This is a genomic window from Vreelandella indica, from assembly GCF_037070225.1.
GTDB lineage: Bacteria > Pseudomonadota > Gammaproteobacteria > Pseudomonadales > Halomonadaceae > Vreelandella > Vreelandella arctica.
In genome coordinates this window covers 209777-231611 of sequence record NZ_JBANSO010000001.1, presented here as the reverse complement: position 1 = coordinate 231611, position 21835 = coordinate 209777, and the positions used below count along the sequence as shown (strand labels likewise).

Sequence of the window (21835 nt, the reverse complement as noted above, 5' to 3'; positions counted from 1 at the left end):
CCGGGCGCCAAGGCTAGTGGGTAGCTAGCCTAACGACGGGCGAGCAACGCCCGGTCGTAGCGTACCTGCTGTTCGTTATCGCTCAGCAGCGAAACGCCTTCGCTGTTGCCACCGTTAGCAAGGCTTTCAAAAATCACACGATAGCTCAGGACGGCTTGTACGTAGTCGCGGGTTTCGCGGAAGGGGATGCTTTCCACAAATAGGTCAAACGCCTCCACGCCATCACCTAGCCATTGGTCAACTCGACCAGGGCCAGCGTTATAAGCCGCAGCGGCTGCTAAGCGATTGCCCTGGTAGCGTTGCAGCTTGTCACGCAAGTAGGTGCTTCCCAAACGGATATTTAGCTCTGGGTCCAGCACGCCGTAGGGGCCTGGATCGTTAATGCCCAGCTCGCGGCTGACTTGGCTAGCAGTGCCTGGCATTAGTTGCATTAAGCCTCGCGCGCCTGCAGGCGAAAGGGCGTTTGGATTATAAGCACTTTCGCGGCGGGTAATGGCCATCAGTAGGTAGGGATCAACGCCGGTGAGCCGGCCCCAGTGCTGAAAGCTATCGTGGTAGGCCTGGGGAAAACGCCAATCCAAGGCGTCCCACATCTCGGCTGCAATGGTGGTTTGCACCAAGCGAGCATGCCACTGCTGCTGGGCAGCATAATCGGCTAATGCGCGTGCCTGCTGTGGAGAGCCAGTTTGTACCGCATGCAGCCACTCGCTATTGGCAAGCCCATCTTCACCAATACGAAGCAATGCCTCGGTACGCTGAACGGCAGGTAGTTGCGCTATACGCTGCCGCGACGCGTCGTCAAAATGATTGCGTTCCATATTTAACTGATAGGGCTGTCCGAGTTTTTCGGCGGCTGCAAAGCCGTAAAAACTGCGATCTGTCGCCGCGCGTTGGTAACGTTCCTGGGCGGCTGTATGGTTGCCAAGCTGGGCGTTGGCACGGCCCAGCCAGTACTGCCAGCGACTGTTTTCCTGTTGGTCTACCGGCATTTCGGTAACCCAGTGAAGCACGCCGTTCCAGTCACGGTTAGCCAATGCATGGCGAACACGCAGCTCTAAGACACGCTCGCTCTCAAGGGTTGGTAGTACGCTGTCGACCCAGCTAAGTGTACCCGGCACATCGCGGACCAAAGCGTAAAAAGCCAGCTCTTCCTCAATGGCTGCACGGTCGCTGGGCAGCAGGTTTAGGCGTGGTGATAGCGCTTGCCAAGCAGCAAACGCTGCGGGGGTATCTTCTCGTGTAAATCGCTGCATGGCCGCCTGATAAAAGCTAGCGGTAGCCGCACACTCCGGGCCTAGGCACGAAGGCGCCTGAGTGATTGCGTGACTGCTGGTGGTGACACTGTCGATGGTGTCCAGCGCGGTTTGCCACTGGCCATTTAATAGCCCGCCCAGATAATTTGAAAGGCGCGTTTCTCCGGCTTGCCAAGCCAACATTTTGCGTTCCCAGATGGCCGCGGCATCAATAGTGCCGTTAGCGCGCAGGCGGTTAAACAATGGATCGCAAGCCTCAGGCTGTGAACTGCCCGTACGCCACAGTTTAAGGCCTGCTTCGCTGGCCTGCTGGGGCTGAGTAGCCAGTAGCGCCGTGTAGTAATAGCATTGCCGCGCTGTACCTGCTGGCTCGCCATCAGCGACCGCTAGTAAGTCGTTGTAACGTCCTGCATGGCCATACTTAGCAATCGCTTGGCCACGCATCCAGACCGCTAGTGGTGAATCAGCATACTGGTTGATAAAACCTTGCACGCTGTCAGGCGATAGATGGGGCAGTTGCCCCCTCAGCCGGTGATATTCCACATAGCCTTTTAAGGGATGGCTTTCTATTGAGCGGCTATCAACCTGCTCCCACTGCTGCTCTCTTGCGGCAGCGAGGGCATCGCGTAACTCACTGTCTGAGGCGGCCCACGAAAACGCGGGTAGCCCCACCAGCAGGGTTGTGCATAGTGCGCGAGCGGTATGGCGAAATGGTGAAGCCAACATGGTGCTCTCTCTCTATCAATTTAACTCTGTTTAAGCTCGGTGGAGGTAGTCCACAGGTATTATCGAGCAACCGCTATACTGAACGAATGTAAATAACCATGATCTGACTGCCCAGATACTAGGAGGATTTAATTACGATGGCCCCATTATCCACTTGGTGGTTCCTGCGTCGACTCAAATCCCGCGTTTGGGCGGCAAAACGTATTGTGCGTGCGCTAAAACTGTTTGTACCAATGTCACGTGACGTGATCCGTGGTGATTTTCGCCCCATCCCCTGGTCGGCATTTGGCATGATGGCATTAGCCTTGGGTTACTTGGTACTGCCGTTTGATCTGATACCCGATTTTCTCATGCTGATCGGTGTGGTGGACGATGTGCTGATTGTCGGCTGGTTGCTCAACCGGATCGACCAGCGCTTAGAGGGCTATCGTGCTTGGAAATACGGTGACCCCGACCTAACGCCTTCTTAAGCTCTGCTGTTTCTTACCCTCAGCTGCTTGAAAAAGCGCTGCTTATCCCCATATTTGATCCACGAAACCTTTTTATGCTCCTGCTGAATAGCGCAGGGGCAATTGACCAACGTGATCCAGAAGGGATAAGCGCATGACTACTGCTACCCACGAACAAGCGACTGATAAGTCGGCTAACCACGAAGAAACGCTAGGCTTTCAGACGGAAGTTAAGCAACTGCTGAATTTGATGATCCACTCTCTGTACTCTAACCGGGAGATTTTCTTACGCGAGCTTATCTCAAATGGCGCCGACGCCTGCGATAAGCTTCGCTACGCGGCCCTTGATAACGATGCGCTCTATGAAGGCGACAGTGAGTTGCGTATCGAAATCGAGCACGACCACGAAGCCAACACTATCACCCTGCGTGATAACGGTGTAGGCATGAATCGCGAAGATGTGATTGCTAACTTAGGCACCATCGCGCGTTCAGGTACCGCTGAATTTCTCAAGCAACTTTCCGGTGAGCAGCAGAAAGACGCCAAGTTGATTGGTCAGTTCGGCGTTGGTTTCTACTCTGGCTTTATTGTTGCTGATGAAATCGCGGTGCGTACCCGTAAAGCAGGTACCGATGCCAGCGCAGGTGTCGAGTGGCGTTCCAAAGGGGAAGGCGAGTTTACCGTTGCTGATATCGAGCGAGCCCAGCACGGGACCGAAATTACCCTGCACCTGAAAGAGGATGCCAAAGAGTTCGCCGATGATTACCGGCTACAAAGTCTGGTACGTAAATATTCGGATCATATCGAAGTGCCCGTGCGTATGCCGAAGACTGAAACGGCGAAGGACGACGAAGGCAACAGCATTGAGGGTAGTGAAGTAACGACCTGGGAAACCATTAATGAGGCCACGGCGTTATGGTCGCGTCCTAAGAGCGAGGTTTCCGACGATGAGTACAAGGCGTTCTACAAGCACGTTGCCCACGATTTTTCCGACCCGCTGACCTGGAGTCACAATAAAGTCGAAGGCAAGCTTGAATATACCAGCCTGCTGTATGTGCCAGGGCGTGCCCCGTTTGATATGTTCGACCGTGATGGGGCACGAGGGGTGAAACTCTACGTTCAGCGTGTCTTTATCATGGACGATGCTGAACAGTTCCTACCGCTTTATCTGCGCTTTATCAAAGGTGTGCTGGATACCCGCGAGCTGTCGCTCAACGTTTCTCGTGAATTGCTCCAGCAAGACCCCAATGTCGATAAAATCAAGTCGGCGCTTACCAAGCGTGGCTTGGACATGCTCAAGAAACTCGCCAAGGACAAAGAGCAGTATCAAACCTTCTGGAATACCTTTGGTAGCGTATTGAAAGAAGGGCCGGGCGAAGATCCGTCTAACCGTGAAAAAATCGCTGGTTTGTTGCGCTTTGCTTCAACCCACACCGATACCGCTACCCAGGAACATGCGCTGGCTGATTATGTGGAGCGCATGAAAGAAGGCCAGAAGAAGATTTATTACGTGGTGGCGGATAGCTTTAATGCAGCGAAAAATAGCCCGCATCTGGAAATCTTCCGTAAAAAAGGCATCGAAGTACTGCTGTTGTCGGATCGTATTGATGATTGGTTGATGAGCCATCTGACTGAGTTCGATGGCAACACCTTTGCCGATGTCGCTAAGGGCGAGCTTGATCTTGGTGATGTAGAAGATGAAGCAGAGAAGAAAGCCCAGGAAGAGACCGCTAAAGCGAAAGAGGATCTGGTTAAGCGCGTCAAAGAAGCGCTAGGCGACGGCGTGCAGGAAGTGAAAATCACGCATCGCCTGACCGACTCGCCCGCCTGTGTAGTGTTACCTGAGCATGAGATGGGCTATCAGATGCGCCGCATTATGGAAGCGGCAGGGCAGCCGCTGCCCGAGGTGAAGCCTATTCTTGAGCTGAACCCCAGCCATGCGCTAGTGGCCCGCTTGGAAGGGGCTGAAGGTGATTTGTTCACGCAGCTTTCCTACATCCTGCTGGATCAAGCCATCATTGCTGAAGGCGGTCATTTGGATGATCCTGCCGCCTACGTGAAACGCCTTAACAGTGTGCTGACCGCCTAGAAGGTTCTTACACCAAGGCGCTATGGCTTAGGCGTTAGTAACTAACGCTCATATTTATCAGCGCCCAAAACGGCCCGTTTGGTTACCCAAGCGGGCCGTCTGTTTTAGTAGGCTAGTTTTGATAAAGTGGGCGTGTACGTTCTGCGAGACTTATTAGGACACCATCATGGCTGAGCAGCAAATTAAGGTCGCCGTACTCGGAGGCGGTAGTTTCGGTACGGCATTAGCAAGTATTGCCGCCGATAATGGCGCCCACGTCCGTCAGTGGATGCGTGACGAAACGCTGGTCGCGCAAATAAATAACGAACACCGTAACGGGCGCTATCTGCCGCATTACGCAATGAATCCAGCCGTAGAAGCCTCAACCGATATGCAGGCTGTATTAGCTGATGCCTCCCTGGTACTGATTGCGATTCCCTCAAAGGCCTTTCGCAGCGTGGTGCAAGCAGCAAAAGCGTGGCTGAGGCCTGAGCAAATTCTGGTAAGTACCACCAAAGGGATTGAGCAGGACGGCTTCTTGCTCATGAGCCAGGTGCTTGAACAGGAGACAGGCTTTAGCCACATTGGTGTGATTGCAGGGCCTAACTTGGCATCTGAAATTGCCGATAAACAGTTAACCGCTACGGTCATTGCTAGCGCTGACCCGTTAACCCGCACGCGGGTTCAGCAAGCGCTGGGCTGCCGTTATTTCCGCGTTTACGCCAGCGATGATCGCCACGGTGTTGAGTTAGGTGGCGCACTAAAAAATATTTACGCCATTGCGGCGGGCATGGCGGCGGCGCTGGGTATGGGTGAAAACACCCGCAGTATGTTGATGACCCGCGCGCTGGCTGAAATGAGCCGCTTTGCGGTTGCCCAGGGCGCTAACCCGATGACTTTTTTAGGCTTGGCAGGCGTAGGAGACTTGATCGTTACCTGCTCGTCTAATTTATCGCGTAACTACCGGGTTGGCTATGCCATGGGAGAGGGGCGGACGCTTGAAGAAGCCGTTGATGCACTTGGCCAAGTGGCGGAAGGCGTTAATACAGTGAAGCTGGTATGCGCCAAAGCGAGCGAGATGGGTGTTTATATGCCGTTGGCGGAAGGGCTTCATCACGTACTGTTTGACGGCGTGCCTGCTCAAGAGATGGCGCGCACCCTGATGATGGGCGAGCAGAGTAGTGATGTAGAGTTTATTCTGCCCCGTGAGGCTGTTCAGCAGGCTCATCGCGACCAAGCCCATCATGACCAGGCTCCTCCCTCTCAAAAAAACGGAGGCTCGAATGCCTGATATGTTGATCATGCGCCATGGCGAGGCTGGGCCAGGGTATCCCGATCACGCGCGCCGCTTAACATCGCGCGGTGAGCGTGAGGTCGAAAAAATGGCGCGCTGGCTGGCCGAGCGTGTGGCTGCTGGTGAATTGCCAATGCCAACGCTTTATGCCAGCCCCTACGCACGAGCGCAGCAAACCGCGCAAGCGCTGTGCGACGCGCTGGGTACTCCCCTTGAGACGCTAGATTTTATCACCCCAGAGGACTCACCCAGCGCTGTGAGCGACTGGCTGCTTGAACAGCCTGAGGGCACGCCGATTATGCTGGTGAGTCATATGCCGCTGGTGGGCGATTTGGCGGGGCTGTTGGTCGAGGGGAGTCCAGCCCAAGGCATTGGTTTTCCTACCGCCGCCATCGCTGAGTTTGAAGCCGAGGTCTGGGCGGCAGGCTGCGCGCAGCTGAAGCGTTTTACCCAGCCCAGCCAGCTTTGATGGCCATAAAGACCAAAAAGCGGCTGCCGGGGCAGCCGCTAGTTGTTCGAAAATTTCAGTTCCGAATCAACTCGTAGCGGGGGTCTTTCGCCAAGGATGGCGAAAGTAGCGCCCAGGGAGGGGTTTACAGCGCCCCCGCCAAGAGTTGTTCGGATTGTCCAAAACTGCCGTTACAACAGCGCGTCGAGCTTCTCTTTTAGCAAGCCATTCACCTGCTGCGGGTTGGCGGTGCCACGCGATGCTTTCATTACCTGACCGACAAAGTAGCCGATCATCTTGCCGCGTTTTTCCGGCTCCGAATCACGATACTGGGCAACCTGGGCGGGACTGTCGGCGATCACTTGATCAATCATCGCTTCAATCGCGCCGGTATCCGTTACTTGTTTGAGCCCTTTGGCATCAATAATATCGTCGGCGGATTCGCCCTGGCCATTCCACAGCGCCTGAAAAACCTCTTTTGCCGCTTTACCGTTGATGGTGTTGTCCAGCACGCGACTGATCAGCTGGCCTAGCTGGCGCGCCGAAATCGGGCTGTTGGCAATGCTTAGGTTTTCGCGATTAAGGGCGCCGGAAAGCTCACCCTGTACCCAGTTAGCCGACTGCTTAGCGTCGCCGCACTCGTTATGCACGGCCTCAAAGAACTCGGCCATATCGCGGCTGGCTGAAATGACATTGGCGTCATAGGCAGATAGCCCCAGCTCGTTTTGGAACCGTTCGCGCTTATCGGCAGGCAGTTCAGGCAACTGGCTGCGTAAGTGATCCAAGTAGGCTTGATCAAGAACTACTGGCAGCAGGTCGGGGCAGGGGAAGTAGCGATAGTCGTTGGCTTCTTCCTTGGTACGCATGCTGCGGGTTTCATCGCGATCCGGGTCGAATAGGCGCGTTTCTTGAACCACGCTGCCGCCATCTTCGATCAACTCAATTTGACGCTCAACTTCAAATGCAATCGCACGTTCGACGAAGCGGAAAGAGTTAACGTTTTTAATCTCTGCGCGCGTACCAAAGGCCTCCTGACCCGTGGGACGCACTGAAACGTTAACGTCGCAGCGCATGGAGCCTTCCGCCATGTTGCCGTCAGAAATGCCCAGGTAGGTGACGATCGAGTGAATCGCCTTGAGATACGCCGCGGCCTCTTTCGCGCTACGCATATCGGGCTCTGAAACGATTTCCAGCAGCGGTGTGCCAGCCCGGTTCAGGTCAATCCCGGTCATACCATGAAAATCTTCATGCAGCGACTTGCCAGCATCCTCTTCAAGGTGAGCATGGTGAATGCGGATACACTTGGTGCTGCCATCTTCCAGGGTAATCTCAATGTCGCCAGGCCCCACGATGGGGTGATACATCTGACTAGTCTGATAGCCCTTGGGCAGGTCGGGGTAAAAGTAATTCTTACGGTCAAACACCGACACTTCAGCGATATCCGCATGCACCGCCAAGCCGAACTGAACGGCCATCGCCACCGCCTGTTCATTAAGCACCGGCAATGTGCCGGGCAGGCCTAAATCGACCGCGCACGCTTGGGTGTTGGGCTCAGCGCCAAACGCCGTTGAGGCACCGGAGAAAATTTTTGAACGCGTTGCGAGCTGAACGTGGACTTCAAGCCCAATCACGGTTTCCCATTGCATTAGGCGTACTCCTCGGCAAAGGCAGGACGTTGTAGGTGCCAATCGGTCGCTTGTTGAAACTGGTGAGCGACATTTAGCAACTGCGCTTCGGCGAAGTGGGTGCCGAGAATTTGCAGGCCCACCGGCCGACCATTGGAAAAGCCAGCCGGTACGCTGATGCCGGGGATGCCCGCCAGGTTAACCGCGATGGTGTAGATGTCCTGTAAGTACATTGATACGGGATCTTTTTTAGCGCCTAGGTCGAAAGCAGGCGTGGGGGAGGCCGGTCCCATCAGCACATCCACATCTTCAAAGGCGTCTAGGAAGTCCTGGCGGATCAGGCGACGTACTTTTTGAGCCTTGGTGTAGTAGGCGTCAAAGAAACCTTCCGACAGCGTATGAGTGCCGATCAGGATGCGCCGCTTGACCTCTTCACCGAAGCCCTCAGCCCGTGAGCGGGTATACAGATCAATCAAATCGCTGGGATTGTCGCAGCGATAACCAAAGCGCACACCGTCGTAGCGTGACAGGTTCGAAGAGGCTTCGGCGGGGGCGATAACATAGTAAGCCGGAATCGCATAGTGGGTGTGCGGTAGGCTGACTTCGCGCACGGTCGCGCCCAGAGATTCGTACACTTTCACTGCTTCGCGTACGGCCTTTTCAACATCGGGATCTAAGCCATCGCCAAAATACTCTTTAGGCAGGCCAATCTTTAAGCCTGAGAGCGGAGCATTAAGGCTTTCCACATAGTCCGGCACGCCGCGGGTGACGCTGGTGGAGTCGCGTCCATCGTGACCGGCAATAACGCCCAACAGGTGTGCGCAATCTTCGGCGCTACGTGCCATGGGGCCTGCCTGATCAAGACTTGAAGCGTAGGCAATAATGCCAAAGCGAGATACACGGCCATAAGTGGGCTTCAAACCAGTGATGCCGCAAAACGCCGCCGGTTGGCGGATGGAGCCGCCGGTATCGGTGCCCATGGCGGCAGGCACCAAGCCAGCCGCGACCGCTGCGGCACTGCCGCCGGAGCTGCCGCCCGGTACTGCGTTCAAATCCCAAGGGTTTTTAACCGGACCGTAGTAGCTGTTTTCGTTGGAAGAGCCCATGGCGAACTCATCCATATTGGTTTTGCCCAGACTAATCGTGCCCGCTGCGTTCAGCTTTTCAACGACGGTGGCATTGTAGGGGGCGATAAAGCTATCCAGCATTTTTGAGCCGCAGCTGGTTTTTACATCGCGAGTACAAAAAATATCTTTAAGCGCCAGGGGGATGCCCGCCAGCGTGCCAGCGGTGCCCGCCGCCCGCGCGTTATCAGCAACTTCGGCTTGCTTCAGCGCTTGCTCAGCGGTCACGCTGATAAAACTGTTCAGTTTGCCGTCAGCTTTTTCAATGCGCTGCAAATAGTGAGCGGTCAGCTCTCGGCTTGAGAACTCGCCGCTTTTTAAGGCAGCAGCGAGTTGCGTTAATGTTTTCTCATACATGACCCGGAAGCTCCGTTCAGGGGCGAAAAAAAGAGGCGGTGTGGTTGGCTCGGGTTAGCTCGACGACGCGGTTATTCAACGACGCGAGGCACCAGATACAAGCCGTTTTCCACTGCCGGAGCACAGCGCTGAAAGGTATCACGCTGGTTAGATTCGGTGACTTCATCGGCGCGCAGTCGCTGAGTCGCATCTAACGGATGAGCGAGCGGCTTAACACCTTCAGTATCAAGGCTTTGTAGCTGATCGACCATGTCCAGAATCCGGCTTAGGTCTTCTACAAAGCCGCTGGCTTGGTCATCGCTGACGGCGAGTCGGGCCAAGTGAGCGGCCCGGCGCACATGAGATTCTTCAAGCGCCATGATCGATATTCCTCGTAAACGTAATTGAACAATATCCGCTTTAAGCGGTATACATACCGATATCAAAAAAACGTCTTGTGTAGCAGACGTGGAAAATAGCCGCAAAAGGTACCACATATTGGCCTTAACGGGCAGTATTAGGCACGACTCGTGCTTGCTGCCAGGGGGTTGCGGTGATACCGTTTGCATCCGCACAGGGTTCCCGGTCTGCACTAGGTAACAACATCCATGTTTAAACGTTTAAGGGGGCTGTTTTCCAGCGATCTATCGATTGATCTGGGTACAGCCAACACACTGATTTATGTACGCGGTCGCGGCATCGTGCTTGATGAGCCGTCCGTGGTTGCTATCCGCCAGTCAGGCAATATGCGTAGCGTCGCGGCAGTCGGTACTGATGCCAAGCGAATGCTGGGGCGTACGCCTGGCAACATTACGGCAATTCGGCCGATGAAAGATGGTGTCATTGCCGACTTCACCGTCACCGAGCAGATGCTTCAGCACTTTATCCGTAAAGTTCACCAAAGCACTTTCCTAACCCCCAGCCCACGAGTGCTGGTGTGCGTTCCTTGCATGTCAACGCAAGTCGAGCGTCGGGCGATTCGCGAGTCAGCGGAAGGTGCTGGTGCTCGCGAGGTGTTCTTGATTGAAGAGCCCATGGCAGCGGCTATTGGTGCGGGTCTTCCGGTTGATGAAGCGCAAGGGTCGATGGTGGTCGATATCGGTGGTGGTACCACTGAAATCGCGATTATTTCTCTCAATGGCGTGGTCTATTCCGAGTCTATCCGGGTGGGCGGCGACCGCTTTGATGAAGCGATCACTGCTTACGTGCGTCGTCACTACGGCAGCTTGATTGGTGAAGCGACGGCTGAGCGCATCAAAGAAGAGATCGGCTGCGCCTACCCAGGTGGCGAGCTACGTGAAATTGATGTGCGTGGCCGTAATCTGGCTGAAGGTATCCCGCGCAGCTTTACGCTCAATTCCCACGAAATCCTGGAAGCATTGCAGGAAACGCTGGGTTCCATTGTAGCAGCGATCAAAAGCGCGCTTGAACAATCTCCCCCTGAATTGGCGTCCGATATCGCCGAGCGTGGCTTGGTGTTAACGGGTGGCGGTGCTTTGTTGCGCGATTTGGATAAGCTCATTGCTGAAGAGACAGGTTTGCCGGTGATTGTGGCTGAAGATCCGTTGACCTGTGTTGCTCGTGGCGGTGGTAAAGCGCTGGAAATGATTGATCAGCACACCTTTGAGTTGCTGTCGAGCGACTAATCGCAGCGGTTAATTGCGGGGGATTGCCTATTAAGCCGCTGTTTTCGCACGGGCCACTGCCGGGCTATCGGCTGTTTTTTTGCGTATTGGCTGCCAGTGCTTTGATGTTTGTCGACCAGCGTTTCACGCGTATGGAACAAGTGCGTGCGCAACTGTCGACAGTTGTTGCCCCTATCCAATGGGTGGTTAGCGTGCCTAGTGACCTGTTGAATTGGGGGTCGCTGGCACTTTCTGATCAACAGGCCCTGGTGGATGAAAACCGTCGCCTGCGTGAGCAGATTCTTACCCTTTCCCATCGTGGTCAGCGAATGGCGAATTTAACAGCGGAAAACAGCGAGCTGCGCGAATTGCTAAGGGCCGCTGAACGTCGTGAGATTCCCTATATCACGGCGGAGCTTTTATCGCTGGATAATGACCCTTTTAGTCATCAAATGGTAGTCAATCGTGGGCACCGTAACGGCGCCTACGTGGGGCAGCCGGTTATCGACGCCTCTGGCTTGGTGGGCCAAATTACTGCTGTCTCTGCCTATTCCAGTCGCGTTTTGCTATTAGCGGATGCCAGTCATGCCTTGCCGGTCCAGCTAAACCGTAATGGGTTACGCTTTATTGTTCAGGGGGCCGGGCGTTACAGCAGTGTTAATGTGATGCATGTCCCCGATACAGCGGATATTCGTGAGGGTGACTTGCTAACCACTTCAGGGTTAGCGGGGCGTTTCCCGCCGGGGTATCCCGTCGCACGCGTAACAGAGGTTTTCCACGACCCTGGTAAGCCCTTTGCGCGTGTAACGGCCGAGCCCATGGCGCAGTTACAACGCTCGCGCCACTTTTTGCTGCTTTTCCCGCCTCCGCGTGTGGAAGTGGAAGAGCATGCGTGGGATGAAACGCTGGATATCTCGGCAGAGGCGTTACGCTCCTCGCTACGGCTTGCTAATCCCGATCAAGAGGTGCCCTGATGGCGCGTGCACCGGTTGTGCCTATTTTAGCTATTTGGCTAAGCCTGCTATTGGCGTTATGTTTGCAAGTCATGCCGCTGGCCGATGGCTGGCAGGTATATCGGCCTGAATGGCTGGGGCTTATGCTAATTTACTGGTGTATGCGAGCTCCCGACAGAGTCGGCGTTTTTCATGGCTTTGTACTAGGCATTTTGATGGATTTAATCGAAGGCACCGCGCTTGGGCAGCATGCTCTCATCTATTCGCTCTTAGCGTTCCTTTGTGCATTGGTGTACCCACGCTTCCGGGCTTATTCACTGGTACAACAGTCGGCTCTCGTGTTGGTGTTGCTCGGCTTAGTGCAGCTCGTCGCGCAGTGGCTGCGCACCATCGTGGGTGATTTTTCAATTCACCTGGCCTTTTTAATTCCCTCGCTGATCAGTGCATTTTTATGGCCGTGGTTGTCTACCATGTTCCAAGCATTCGAGCGCCGGTTGGCCGCTTCATGACCGCACCTGTTTTATGCTTAGCGTCTGCCTCACCACGCCGTCGGGCCTTGCTGGAATCTATTGGTGTGTCGGTCACGGTTAACCCCTGTGATATTGATGAGACACCACTGGTTGGTGAGTCGGCCCAAGCGTATGTACAGCGCTTAGCGATTGCCAAAGCCAAGGCGGCAGCCCCCCTAACTGACTTACCTACGTTAGGTTCAGATACCGCTGTCGTCGTTGATGGGCGAATTCTAGGTAAACCGGTGGATGCCGAGCAGGGGGCTGATATGCTGCGGCTGCTTTCCGGGAGGCAGCATGAAGTGCTGACCGCCGTGGCGGTGAGTGGGCCTGAAGGTATGCTCTCCTGCTGCGTGATCACCCAGGTGACCATGCGAGAAATAGAAGCACATGAGATTGCTGCCTACTGGCGTACCGGCGAGCCCGCTGATAAGGCAGGTGGGTACGCCATACAGGGATTAGCAGCGATCTTTGTAAAACAGATTCATGGCAGTCATTCGGCGGTGGTAGGGCTACCACTGTTTGAGACGGCACACTTGCTACGTCGACAGGGAGTCCCCATCTGGCAGCGCGTTTAACTCCCCTTGGATGAGAGCGCCGCCTAGATCGCTGGCAAGGAATACGTCAACCAACAAGGAATTTTGCATGAGCGGTGAAGTTCTCATCAATTTAACGCCAATGGAAACCCGCGTCGCGCTGGTTGAAAATGGTGTTTTGCAAGAGGCACTGATCGAGCGTTCCCGTCGGCGTGGCATCGTGGGCAATATCTACAAAGGCAAAGTAGTGCGTGTGCTGCCTGGAATGCAGGCTGCCTTTGTTGATATTGGCCTGGAGCGGGCAGCGTTTATTCATGCCCATGAAGTAATGCCGCCAGGCACGCCTCCTGATGAACAGCAAACTATCGGGCAGTTGCTTCACGAGGGGCAGGCGCTGGTGGTACAGGCCACTAAAGATCCTATTGGAAGCAAAGGGGCACGCTTAACCACTCATCTTTCGATCCCTTCCCGTTATTTGGTTTACATGCCGGACTCGCCACACCATGGCGTATCGCAGCGCATTGAAGATGAGCGTGAACGCGAGCGCTTAAAGGCATTGCTGGATAGCAGCGTGGCAGAGCAAACGCTGGAAGTAACGGGTGGCTTTATTGTTCGCACCGCCGCTGAAGGGGTGGGCGATGAAGAACTGAAAGGTGATATGTATTTCTTGCTGCGTCTATGGCGCAAGGTGAGTGAGCGTAAAGTTACCGCGACACCACAGAGCGTGATTTATGATGATTTACCGCTCTTTATGCGTACGCTACGCGACGTTATGCGCGACGATATCGAAAAAGTGCGTATCGATTCACGGGAAAACTTCGTCAAGCTGGTGGAGTTCGCTGAAGAGTTTATGCCAGATGCGGTCGAGCGTATTGAGTACTACCCCGGCGAGCGCCCTATCTTTGATCTCTATAGCGTCGAAGATGAGATCCAGAAAGCGTTAGGCCGTAAGGTACAGCTTAAGTCTGGCGGCTATTTGGTTATTGACCCCACTGAGGCTATGACCACCATCGATGTGAATACCGGTGGTTATGTGGGGCACCGCAATCTTGAAGAGACTATTTTCAAGACCAATCTTGAAGCAGCGACGGCGATTGCCCGCCAGCTTCGGCTGCGTAATCTGGGCGGCATTATCATTATCGACTTTATCGATATGATTGACGTTGAGCATCAGCGGCAGGTATTGCGGGTGCTGGAAAAAGCCTTAGAGCGCGATCACGCCAAAACCAAGTGTACCGGCGTCACTGAACTAGGCCTTGTTCAACTTACTCGTAAGCGTACCCGGGAAAGTTTGGAGCAGACGCTCTGTGAAGCCTGCCCCACCTGCAGCGGCCGTGGAACACTGAAAACCCCGGAAACGGTCTGTTATGAAATCTTTCGCGAGATTCTCCGAGAGGAGCGCGCCTACAGTGCCGAAACTTACATGGTGCTTGCCTCGCAGTCCGTCGTTGATCGTCTATTGGATGAGGAGTCAGCTGCGGTAGCAGACCTGGAGACATTTATTAATAAAACGATCCGCTTCCAGGTTGAACAGCACTACTCCCAAGAGCAGTACGATATCGTACTGATGTAATCATGCAGACTCGTTCGCTGGTGCGTTGGAGTTTAGTGATAGCGGCCTGGCTGCTAGGCAGCACCGCTATGTTGCTGCTATTGCTCCGCTTGGCCTTCAGTCAATCCGACGCTCTTACCCCTCGCATTGAAGCGCTGCTTGAAGCGCGTATTGGTGTGCCGGTCACTATTGAGCGGTTATCGCTTTCCTTTGCCCGGAGCGACCTGCTGTTAACCCTTGATGGGTTGAGCGCAGAAACGCCCGATGGCCAAGCACTGTTTTCCCTGGACCATGCAGGGCTGCGTTTGGATACCTGGGCGTCGCTTGTCAATAGGGCGCCGATTTTTAGCGACGCACGCATAAGCGGAACTGAGTTTCATCTCTATCAAGGCACGGGAGCTTCTTGGCAATGGCCTGAGCCTGCCGAGTTGCCGCTATTAATGGCGTCTGAACCGGATGTCGATCTGGCCGCTATTGATGACTGGGCCGGACTCATATTGCGCCAGCGGCTATGGGTAGACGACACCCGCGTGGTGCTGCATGGTAGGCACGACACCGTGATGTTACATGCCGAGACACTGCTGCTGACTGGCGATGAGCGGCGCACACGGCTGGAAGGCGCGATCAATATTGCGGAATCTTTACAGCAAGCGCGCAAGGTTGCCCTTCCCGCGGCTGAAATGAAGGTTGAGATGCAGCCCGGTCAACATGGCTTTAGCGACTTTTCTGCAGCACTACAGCTGGATATTCAGCTTGATCAATTGGTAGTGTTGGCCGCTATGTTCCGTCCTGATCATGCCGCCTATTTAGAGCAGGCTGGGGGGAGTGCGCGGCTATGGGGCCGCTGGAGCGCTGGGCGTCTTGAGGAGGCCCGTGTTGCCGTCGATGTGCCCCAGTTAACCCTTCGCCATAATGTTCAGTACGCGGTGCTAAGGGATATTGAAGCGAATGGCTTATGGCAGCGTGACGGCGACGGAGGCGAGGCATGGCTGAGTGGTGACGCTGATAGCGTCGAGTGGGCGCAACCCCCCGGGGGCAGCGTTGGCCCGGCCTTGCCGCGATACTGGCACGCCACCCATCAACCAGGGAGGTGGGAAGTTCGCACCAGTGCCTTTGAACTCGCCTCGCTGACAGCCTGGCGCGATTATGTATTGCTACCTGAGTCAGTAACGCGAGTATTGCAAACCCTTGCCCCCCGCGGGCAAGTCCAGGGATTGCACGTTGGGCAGCAAGAAGGTCGCTGGGGAGTCGATGCGGCCCTAACCGGTGTCGAGGTCTCGCCTTGGCAGCAGGCCCCTGGCGGCGGCCCGTTGGATGCCTGGGTGCAGGCGCGGGATTTTCGTGGCCGTGTACTGTTTAGTAGCGACGGCGACAGTACCCTCTATTTCCCCGAGTTTTTTACCGCTCCCATGCAGTTAAGACGTGCCGAAGGCGAAGTGGAGTGGGTATACGATGGCCCCAATACCATGGTGAGTGGCAAGAACCTCAGCGTTGACTGGGATGGCGCTCAGGTGTCGGGTGGTTTTGGTTTAGTCACCGGTAATCAGCGCGGCCATTTTGGCTTAGATCTAGATTTTAGTGAGGTGGACGCGCTAGACCGACCGCTGGCTCAGTGGCTGCCGCTTAGCGTGATGGATAAAGGACTACGCGATTGGCTGCTCAACGATATCGGTGGCTATGTCACCGAGGGGTCGTTACAGCTAAGCCAACCCTTAGGAGAAACGGTAACCGCTGAGGATTTTACCGCCACACTTGCGCTGGCAATTACACAAGGCCATTTACCGATTGCGCCAGGCTGGCCACGTCTTGATGACGTTGAAGGCCGTCTAAAATGGCAAAATAAGGTGTTAGAGGCTGAAGTTGAACATGCCCAAAGCCATGGTGTGACTGCTTCAGAGGGTGAAGTGGTGATGGAGAATGAGATACTTAATTTATCGGGCCAGCTGCAGGCGGATGGTTCAGCGTTAACGACCTTTTTACAGGCGATGCCCGATATTGATCTTTCCCCACTGAGTGATTTGCGCGTAACGGGCGATGTTAATGGCGATATTGCCTTGTCGCTGCCGCTGGAAACGCCTGATGCGCTGCAGCTGGAAATTAATGCCTTGCCAAGCTTCTCCGAAGTGGTTTATCAGCCGTTGGATTTACGGCTTCAGTCGGTCGAGGGTGACCTCGCTTGGCTGCAGGACGGAGAGAGCAGCGGGCTGGTGGGTGACGCCAGTGGCCAATTGCTAGGCGGGCAAATAGCCGCAGATTTTCACACCCAAGACGACAGAATAGAGCTGCAGGGTAATGTAGCGACCTCGGCACTTTTTGAGCTCGCTGGGTTGGATGACAGCCAGGGGCGCCTGCCGCTAGAAGGGCAGCTACAGTGGCAAGGCAATGTCAGCTTAATGCCCACGCCAACCCTGCGCCTGGAAAGCCGTCTACTCGGTGTCACCAGCCATTTACCGGCACCGTTTGCCAAGTCGGCCCAGCAGCCATGGCCCTGGAGTGTGACGGCTGACATTGAAGCTGGACGGATCCAAAGCCGTTTGGCTGATATTGCTTCCGCACGACTTCAGCAGCGTAACGGCTCTCTTGCCGGGTCGCTATATCTAGGCAATGAGGCAGCGCGCACGCACGCTTGGCCTACGAAGGCTGGGTTAAGCATTGATGCCGATGTGCCACGTATTGACCCGCTGGCTTGGCAGCAGGCGATTGCACCGTTAATGGCAGAAGGCGCGTCTACGCCCAGCAATGGTAACGGCCAGGTGCCCTTAACAGTAGCGTTATCGACACCCTGCGTGGTTTATCAAGATGAGTGTTTAGGCAGCCTTAGTGCCACCGGTGGCATGAACGGTGACCTCATCGATATGGATTTAAGCGGTAATCTTGTGACCGGGCGCTTACAGTACAATGCGCAATCGCCGCAGCCCTTGGATATGACGATTGAAGCGTTGTCACTTGATCGTTTGCTGGCGTTAGCTAACAAGCAACATGACAGTGATGCGCCTACGCCAGACTCCTGGATGCAAGCGGTTAAAACCCAGCGCGAGGCGCCAGCCGCCATTCCCGATTGGCTGGCCGATGTGCCTAATGGGCGATTGCGATTAGCCGAAATTTCCATGGGGCCACGCCGTTTCGGTCCGTTGACGGCCTACTGGCAAACCGATGGAGAGCGCTTTTCGCTCACTCCGGTTGGGTTGACCCTTGGCCAGCTCTCAGCGCGAGGCGAGTTGTACTGGGAGGGTAGTGCCTCTTCCAGCCACACCCGTGCGGATATCTCAATTCAAGGTGGGGATATCGGCACCGCCCTTGAGCGCCTAGACCAGCCTGTGGCCATGCGCAGCCGCAGCACCGATGTGGTGGCCTCGCTGGATTGGCCAGGCGCCCCCTGGCAACTGGCGTTAAGGCATGCCGATGGCTATATCAGCACCGACATTCGTGACGGCAGCTTTGTCACCCTGGAATCGGCACCGGCGCGTTTAATCGGCTTGCTCAATTTCGATAACATCTTAAGACGGCTGCGCTTGGATTTTTCTGACGTTACCGGCCAGGGCACTGCATTTGACCGTGTCAACGGTACCGCCGATGTGACCGGTGGACTGCTAACCCTTCGCGGCCCATTGCAAATTGACGCCCCGGCCACCACCCTAACGCTAACAGGCAACGTCGATCTTGTAACGCGTGAACTTGACCAGCGGCTTGGCGTCACACTGCCAGTGACGCAAAGTTTGCCGATTGCGGCCATTGCCGTTGGTGCGCCCATCGTCGGCGGCGCGCTATTCCTCGCCGATCAACTGTTTGGCGACGCCCTAGATCGCGCCACAACGCTTCATTATCGCGTGCGAGGCCCTTGGACCTCGCCGCAGGTTACTTTAGAAGGCCCCCAATGACCGCATATAAAAGTGATGTAGATACCGCTGCAGCCATCCTGTTGACTCCCGGAGGGTTGGATTTAGACGCTCTGGAAACAGGGTTGGGCTACGCCATGGGCGCGGGTATTGACTACGCCGACCTTTATTTTCAGCGGACTTGGCAAGAGGGCTGGGTGCTGGAAGATAGCGAGGTAAAAGAGGCCAGTTATAATATCGATGGCGGTGTCGGCGTGCGTTCGCTGGCAGGTGAAAAGACCGGTTTTGCCTACTCCAACCAAATTACCGCCGATGCATTAATGGATACCGGCCGCACCGCGGCTGGCATTGTGCGCAGTGGTAAGCGCTTGCCTGGGCAACTGGTTAGTCCGGTGTCCGCCATGTCGCGCTATGCAGGGATTGATCCCTTGGCCGGCCTGAGTGCTGAAGAAAAAGTCGCCATGCTGAAACAGGCTGACCGTGTGGCGCGTGCTGCCGACCCCAGTATTAGCCAGGTAAGTGCCTCCTTATCGGGCACTTATGAAGTGGTGTTGGTACGGGCTAGTGATGGCACGTTGGCGGCCGATATCCGCCCGCTGGTGCGCTTCAATGTCAGCGTGATTGCAGTTAAGAATGGGCGTCGCGAACGCGGCAGCGCCGGTGGTGGCGGTCGTTACTCCATGGCTAAACTGCGCGATGATCAAGTGGCGGAGCAGTACGCCAAAGAGGCGGTGCGTCAGGCATTGGTCAACCTGGAAGCCATCGATGCACCCGCAGGGCAAATGCCTGTGGTGTTGGCATCCGGCTGGCCGGGGATCTTGCTGCATGAAGCGGTAGGGCACGGCCTGGAAGGTGATTTCAATCGTAAAGGCAGTTCCGCCTTTGCCGGCAAGATGGGCGAGCGCGTGGCCGCTAAAGGCGTCACCATTGTCGATGATGCGACGATATCGGATAGCCGTGGCTCAATGAGCGTGGATGACGAAGGGACACCGGGTCAGTATACGCCGCTTATTGAAGACGGCATTTTAACGGGCTATATGCAGGATAAACTCAATGCCCGATTAATGGGCATGGCGCCCACAGGAAACGCGCGACGTGAATCCTTCGCCCACTTGCCGATGCCACGCATGACCAATACGGTCATGCTGGCTGGTCAGGATGAGCCTAGCGATATTATCAAAAGCGTTAAGCGTGGCATTTATGCGGTCAGCTTTGGCGGCGGCCAGGTGGATATTACCTCGGGTAAATTCGTGTTCTCCGCCAGCGAAGCCTACCTCATTGAAGATGGCAAGGTGACGGCGCCTGTTAAAGGGGCCACTTTAATCGGCAATGGTCCGGAAGCCATGCAGCGCGTTTCCATGATTGGCCACGACATGGCGTTGGACACCGGGATTGGTGTGTGTGGTAAAGAGGGGCAGGGCGTGCCGGTCGGTGTCGGCCAGCCCACCCTGAAATTGGATGAGCTGACCGTTGGCGGCACGCAGTCTTAAAAAGCTTTTTTCAAGAACTGTTTTTAAAGCGCCTGTTTTAAAGCGCTAAGGTTTCGCGAAGGTGTTTGAAGAGCTTACGCGAGCTGGTCGGTGGTTTGCCCTGCTCGCGTTCCCGCTGGGCGTTGCGAATTAATTGACGCAGCGTTTGGCGGTCCGCGTCGGGATGCTCCGCCATGAACAGGTCAACAGCATCATCGCCTTCATCAATTAAGCGTTCACGCCATTTTTCCAGCCGGTGAAACGCATGGTCGCGCTGCTCCTGCTCTTGTTCGATGGAGTCGAACACGCCTTGGATGGCGGCGAGATCCTCTTTACGGATAAGTTTGCCGACGTACTGCATATGGCGGCGGCGGCCTTCATGAGAACGAATGCGCGAGGTTTCCTCGATAGCACGCAGCATATCGTCAGAAAGGGGGAAGCGGGCGCGCTCTGCCGGTCGCATGGCGATTAACGTTTCCCCAAGTGCCTGTAAGGCATGCATTTCGCGTTTGAGTTGCGACTTGCTTGGGCGTTCTTCCTGCTCTTCAACTTCAACGGGGTCGGGACGTTGCTTACGCATAGTGTGGCTCACAGATAAAATTCGTTGCGGCATTATACCAGCTGCGAGTACAACATTGATTCGCCGAAGACATTCTCTTGGAGACATTCGGTTGAGATAGGAGGCCATATGGCACAGGCATTTGATGCATCCGCGCAGCAGTCGTTACTGACCGCGCGGGCCGAAGAGGCGCTAGCGTTGGCAAAGCGCTTGGGCGCGGATGCTGCCGAAGTAGGCGCAAGCGTCGATCAGGGAATAGGTGTTAGCGTACGCCAGGGTGAAGTTGAAACGGTTGAGTTATCCCGTGATCAGGGCATCGCCGTGACGCTTTACGTAGGCCAGCGTAAAGGTAGTGCTTCATCAACGGATGCTAGCAGTGCCTCGATCCAGGCTGCGGTAGAAAAAGCGCTGGCGATTGCCCGCTATACCGGAGAAGATCCGGCCGCCGGGTTGGCCGATGCATCGTTGATGGCCACCGAGTTACCCGATCTGGAAGTGCATTATCCCTGGGCGCTTACAACCGATGAAGCAATTGAGCTCGCGCTTGCCTGTGAGCAGGCGGGTCGTGACGTTGAAGGCATCTCCCAATCGGACGGTGCATCACTCTCGAGTGGCGAAGGCGTGCGCGTTTATGCTAATAGCCACGGCTTCTTAGGCACCCAAAAGGGCAGTAGTCACTCTCTTTCATGCATGCTGATTGCCCAGGATGCGAGCGGTATGCAGCGCGACTACGACTACACTTCCGCACGCGATCCCAAGGCACTGCGCGACCCCGCCGAGGTGGGCCGTGAGGCCGCCGAGCGTACGCTGCGCAGGCTCGGCGCAAAACGTCCGCCCACGGGTACCTTTCCAGTGCTATTTGACCCGTCGCTGTCCAGTGGCTTGATTGGTCATTTACTGAGTGGTATAGCCGGTGGTGCTTTATATCGCCAAGCCTCGTTTCTGTGTGATCGGCTTGGCACGCCGCTGTTTCCCGATTGGTTCAGCCTTGAAGAACGTCCAATGGAAATCGGTGCCACAGCGAGTTCGCCGTTTGATGGTGAGGGCGTGCAAACCCGTAACAATCGTTTTATCGATCAGGGCAGCATTGCCAGCTATATGCTCTCTTCCTACAGTGCTCGTCGGCTGGGTATGCAAACCACGGGCAATGCCGGTGGGGCACGTAATGTGCGTTTAGTGGCACCACTGCAATCCCGTGACAGCCTATTAAAAGAGATGGGGCGGGGTATTTGGGTAACTGAGCTGATGGGGCAGGGCGTTAACGGCGTGACCGGTGATTACTCACGTGGCGCAGCAGGGTTTTGGGTAGAAGACGGAAAAGTACAGTACCCGATCGAGGAGTTTACGATTGCCGGGAACCTGGATCGGATGTTTGCCGGGTTAGTGGGAGTTGGCGATGACACCGATACCCGTGGCAGTGTTCACACGGGTAGCTGGTTAATTGATGCCATGACCGTAGCGGGAGATTAAAAG

The 21835-nt window shown here is 55.4% G+C and carries 17 protein-coding genes; 12 read left to right on the top strand and 5 right to left on the bottom strand.

The genetic code is table 11. From position 1 onward, the window contains the following. Nucleotides 1–29: 29 nt before the first annotated feature. On the bottom strand, nucleotides 30–1979 hold the full coding sequence (locus tag V8L71_RS01115) for a transglycosylase SLT domain-containing protein (protein WP_101146254.1): 1950 nt from the start codon (nucleotides 1977–1979) through the stop codon (nucleotides 30–32). Between the two features lie 137 nt (nucleotides 1980–2116). On the opposite strand from V8L71_RS01115, the gene V8L71_RS01110 reads away from it, so the two are divergent. From V8L71_RS01110 to sixA, 4 genes are all read left to right on the top strand, one after another. After that, a complete protein-coding gene (locus V8L71_RS01110) occupies nucleotides 2117–2449 on the top strand; it encodes a YkvA family protein (RefSeq protein WP_101146253.1) in 333 nt (110 codons plus the stop codon). A gap of 133 nt (nucleotides 2450–2582) precedes the next feature. Further along, nucleotides 2583–4517 carry a molecular chaperone HtpG gene (gene htpG / locus V8L71_RS01105; RefSeq protein ID WP_101146252.1) on the top strand — a complete coding sequence of 645 codons (1935 nt, stop codon included), beginning with the start codon at nucleotides 2583–2585 and terminating at the stop codon, nucleotides 4515–4517. A 166-nt stretch (nucleotides 4518–4683) separates the two neighbouring features. Then, complete coding sequence (locus tag V8L71_RS01100) at nucleotides 4684–5787, top strand: NAD(P)H-dependent glycerol-3-phosphate dehydrogenase (protein ID WP_101146251.1); 1104 nt, start codon at nucleotides 4684–4686, stop codon at nucleotides 5785–5787. After that, entirely contained in the window at nucleotides 5780–6259 is a 480-nt protein-coding gene (gene sixA, locus V8L71_RS01095; protein ID WP_101146250.1) for a phosphohistidine phosphatase SixA, read from the top strand. Before V8L71_RS01100 ends, sixA begins: the two co-directional genes overlap by 8 nt. A 170-nt stretch (nucleotides 6260–6429) precedes the next feature. On the opposite strand, the gene gatB is transcribed toward sixA, so the two are convergent. From gatB to gatC, 3 genes are all read right to left on the bottom strand, one after another. Continuing rightward, the gene (gene gatB, locus V8L71_RS01090) at nucleotides 6430–7884 is read right to left on the bottom strand and encodes an Asp-tRNA(Asn)/Glu-tRNA(Gln) amidotransferase subunit GatB (protein ID WP_101146249.1); all 1455 of its coding nucleotides are present in this window, start codon (nucleotides 7882–7884) and stop codon (nucleotides 6430–6432) included. Continuing rightward, a complete protein-coding gene (gene gatA / locus V8L71_RS01085) occupies nucleotides 7884–9344 on the bottom strand; it encodes an Asp-tRNA(Asn)/Glu-tRNA(Gln) amidotransferase subunit GatA (RefSeq protein ID WP_101146248.1) in 1461 nt (486 codons plus the stop codon). The genes gatB and gatA overlap by 1 nt, the downstream gene beginning before the upstream one ends. 71 nt (nucleotides 9345–9415) lie before the next feature. Then, complete coding sequence (gene gatC / locus V8L71_RS01080) at nucleotides 9416–9703, bottom strand: Asp-tRNA(Asn)/Glu-tRNA(Gln) amidotransferase subunit GatC (RefSeq protein WP_008958637.1); 288 nt, start codon at nucleotides 9701–9703, stop codon at nucleotides 9416–9418. A 228-nt stretch (nucleotides 9704–9931) separates the two neighbouring features. Between gatC and V8L71_RS01075 the strand changes: the two genes are divergently transcribed. From V8L71_RS01075 to tldD, 7 genes are all read left to right on the top strand, one after another. Next, nucleotides 9932–10969: a rod shape-determining protein gene (locus tag V8L71_RS01075; RefSeq protein ID WP_008958638.1), complete on the top strand. Its 1038-nt coding sequence runs from the start codon at nucleotides 9932–9934 to the stop codon at nucleotides 10967–10969. A gap of 23 nt (nucleotides 10970–10992) precedes the next feature. Further along, on the top strand, nucleotides 10993–11922 hold the full coding sequence (mreC, locus tag V8L71_RS01070) for a rod shape-determining protein MreC (RefSeq protein WP_101146247.1): 930 nt from the start codon (nucleotides 10993–10995) through the stop codon (nucleotides 11920–11922). Further along, nucleotides 11922–12410, top strand: coding sequence for a rod shape-determining protein MreD (gene mreD / locus V8L71_RS01065; RefSeq protein ID WP_008958640.1), 489 nt, complete (start codon nucleotides 11922–11924; stop codon nucleotides 12408–12410). The genes mreC and mreD overlap by 1 nt, the downstream gene beginning before the upstream one ends. Then, a complete protein-coding gene (locus V8L71_RS01060) occupies nucleotides 12407–12988 on the top strand; it encodes a Maf family protein (RefSeq protein WP_101146246.1) in 582 nt (193 codons plus the stop codon). The genes mreD and V8L71_RS01060 overlap by 4 nt, the downstream gene beginning before the upstream one ends. Before the next feature lie 67 nt (nucleotides 12989–13055). Then, complete coding sequence (gene rng / locus V8L71_RS01055) at nucleotides 13056–14519, top strand: ribonuclease G (RefSeq protein ID WP_176303076.1); 1464 nt, start codon at nucleotides 13056–13058, stop codon at nucleotides 14517–14519. A 2-nt stretch (nucleotides 14520–14521) separates the two neighbouring features. After that, nucleotides 14522–18376: a YhdP family phospholipid transporter gene (locus V8L71_RS01050; RefSeq protein WP_336272958.1), complete on the top strand. Its 3855-nt coding sequence runs from the start codon at nucleotides 14522–14524 to the stop codon at nucleotides 18374–18376. Next, complete coding sequence (gene tldD / locus V8L71_RS01045; RefSeq protein WP_176303078.1) at nucleotides 18373–19824, top strand: metalloprotease TldD; 1452 nt, start codon at nucleotides 18373–18375, stop codon at nucleotides 19822–19824. Before V8L71_RS01050 ends, tldD begins: the two co-directional genes overlap by 4 nt. A gap of 37 nt (nucleotides 19825–19861) precedes the next feature. Here the strand turns inward: tldD and yjgA are convergent, their stop codons facing one another. Beyond that, nucleotides 19862–20383 (bottom strand): ribosome biogenesis factor YjgA, encoded by a 522-nt coding sequence (yjgA, locus tag V8L71_RS01040; RefSeq protein ID WP_336272957.1) that lies wholly within the window; start codon nucleotides 20381–20383, stop codon nucleotides 19862–19864. A 108-nt stretch (nucleotides 20384–20491) separates the two neighbouring features. On the opposite strand from yjgA, the gene pmbA reads away from it, so the two are divergent. Continuing rightward, nucleotides 20492–21832 (top strand): metalloprotease PmbA, encoded by a 1341-nt coding sequence (gene pmbA, locus V8L71_RS01035; RefSeq protein WP_336272956.1) that lies wholly within the window; start codon nucleotides 20492–20494, stop codon nucleotides 21830–21832. Nucleotides 21833–21835: the final 3 nt, after the last annotated feature.

Excerpts from the sequence above, each read along its gene's own strand:
- V8L71_RS01115 (WP_101146254.1), bottom strand. The coding sequence starts at position 1,979 with ATGTTGGCTTCACCATTTCGCCATACCGCTCGCGCACTATGCACAACC.
- V8L71_RS01110 (WP_101146253.1), top strand. The coding sequence starts at position 2,117 with ATGGCCCCATTATCCACTTGGTGGTTCCTGCGTCGACTCAAATCCCGC.
- htpG (WP_101146252.1), top strand. The coding sequence starts at position 2,583 with ATGACTACTGCTACCCACGAACAAGCGACTGATAAGTCGGCTAACCAC.
- V8L71_RS01100 (WP_101146251.1), top strand. The coding sequence starts at position 4,684 with ATGGCTGAGCAGCAAATTAAGGTCGCCGTACTCGGAGGCGGTAGTTTC.
- sixA (WP_101146250.1), top strand. The coding sequence starts at position 5,780 with ATGCCTGATATGTTGATCATGCGCCATGGCGAGGCTGGGCCAGGGTAT.
- gatB (WP_101146249.1), bottom strand. The coding sequence starts at position 7,884 with ATGCAATGGGAAACCGTGATTGGGCTTGAAGTCCACGTTCAGCTCGCA.
- gatA (WP_101146248.1), bottom strand. The coding sequence starts at position 9,344 with ATGTATGAGAAAACATTAACGCAACTCGCTGCTGCCTTAAAAAGCGGC.
- gatC (WP_008958637.1), bottom strand. The coding sequence starts at position 9,703 with ATGGCGCTTGAAGAATCTCATGTGCGCCGGGCCGCTCACTTGGCCCGA.
- V8L71_RS01075 (WP_008958638.1), top strand. The coding sequence starts at position 9,932 with ATGTTTAAACGTTTAAGGGGGCTGTTTTCCAGCGATCTATCGATTGAT.
- mreD (WP_008958640.1), top strand. The coding sequence starts at position 11,922 with ATGGCGCGTGCACCGGTTGTGCCTATTTTAGCTATTTGGCTAAGCCTG.
- V8L71_RS01060 (WP_101146246.1), top strand. The coding sequence starts at position 12,407 with ATGACCGCACCTGTTTTATGCTTAGCGTCTGCCTCACCACGCCGTCGG.
- rng (WP_176303076.1), top strand. The coding sequence starts at position 13,056 with ATGAGCGGTGAAGTTCTCATCAATTTAACGCCAATGGAAACCCGCGTC.
- V8L71_RS01050 (WP_336272958.1), top strand. The coding sequence starts at position 14,522 with ATGCAGACTCGTTCGCTGGTGCGTTGGAGTTTAGTGATAGCGGCCTGG.
- tldD (WP_176303078.1), top strand. The coding sequence starts at position 18,373 with ATGACCGCATATAAAAGTGATGTAGATACCGCTGCAGCCATCCTGTTG.
- yjgA (WP_336272957.1), bottom strand. The coding sequence starts at position 20,383 with ATGCGTAAGCAACGTCCCGACCCCGTTGAAGTTGAAGAGCAGGAAGAA.
- pmbA (WP_336272956.1), top strand. The coding sequence starts at position 20,492 with ATGGCACAGGCATTTGATGCATCCGCGCAGCAGTCGTTACTGACCGCG.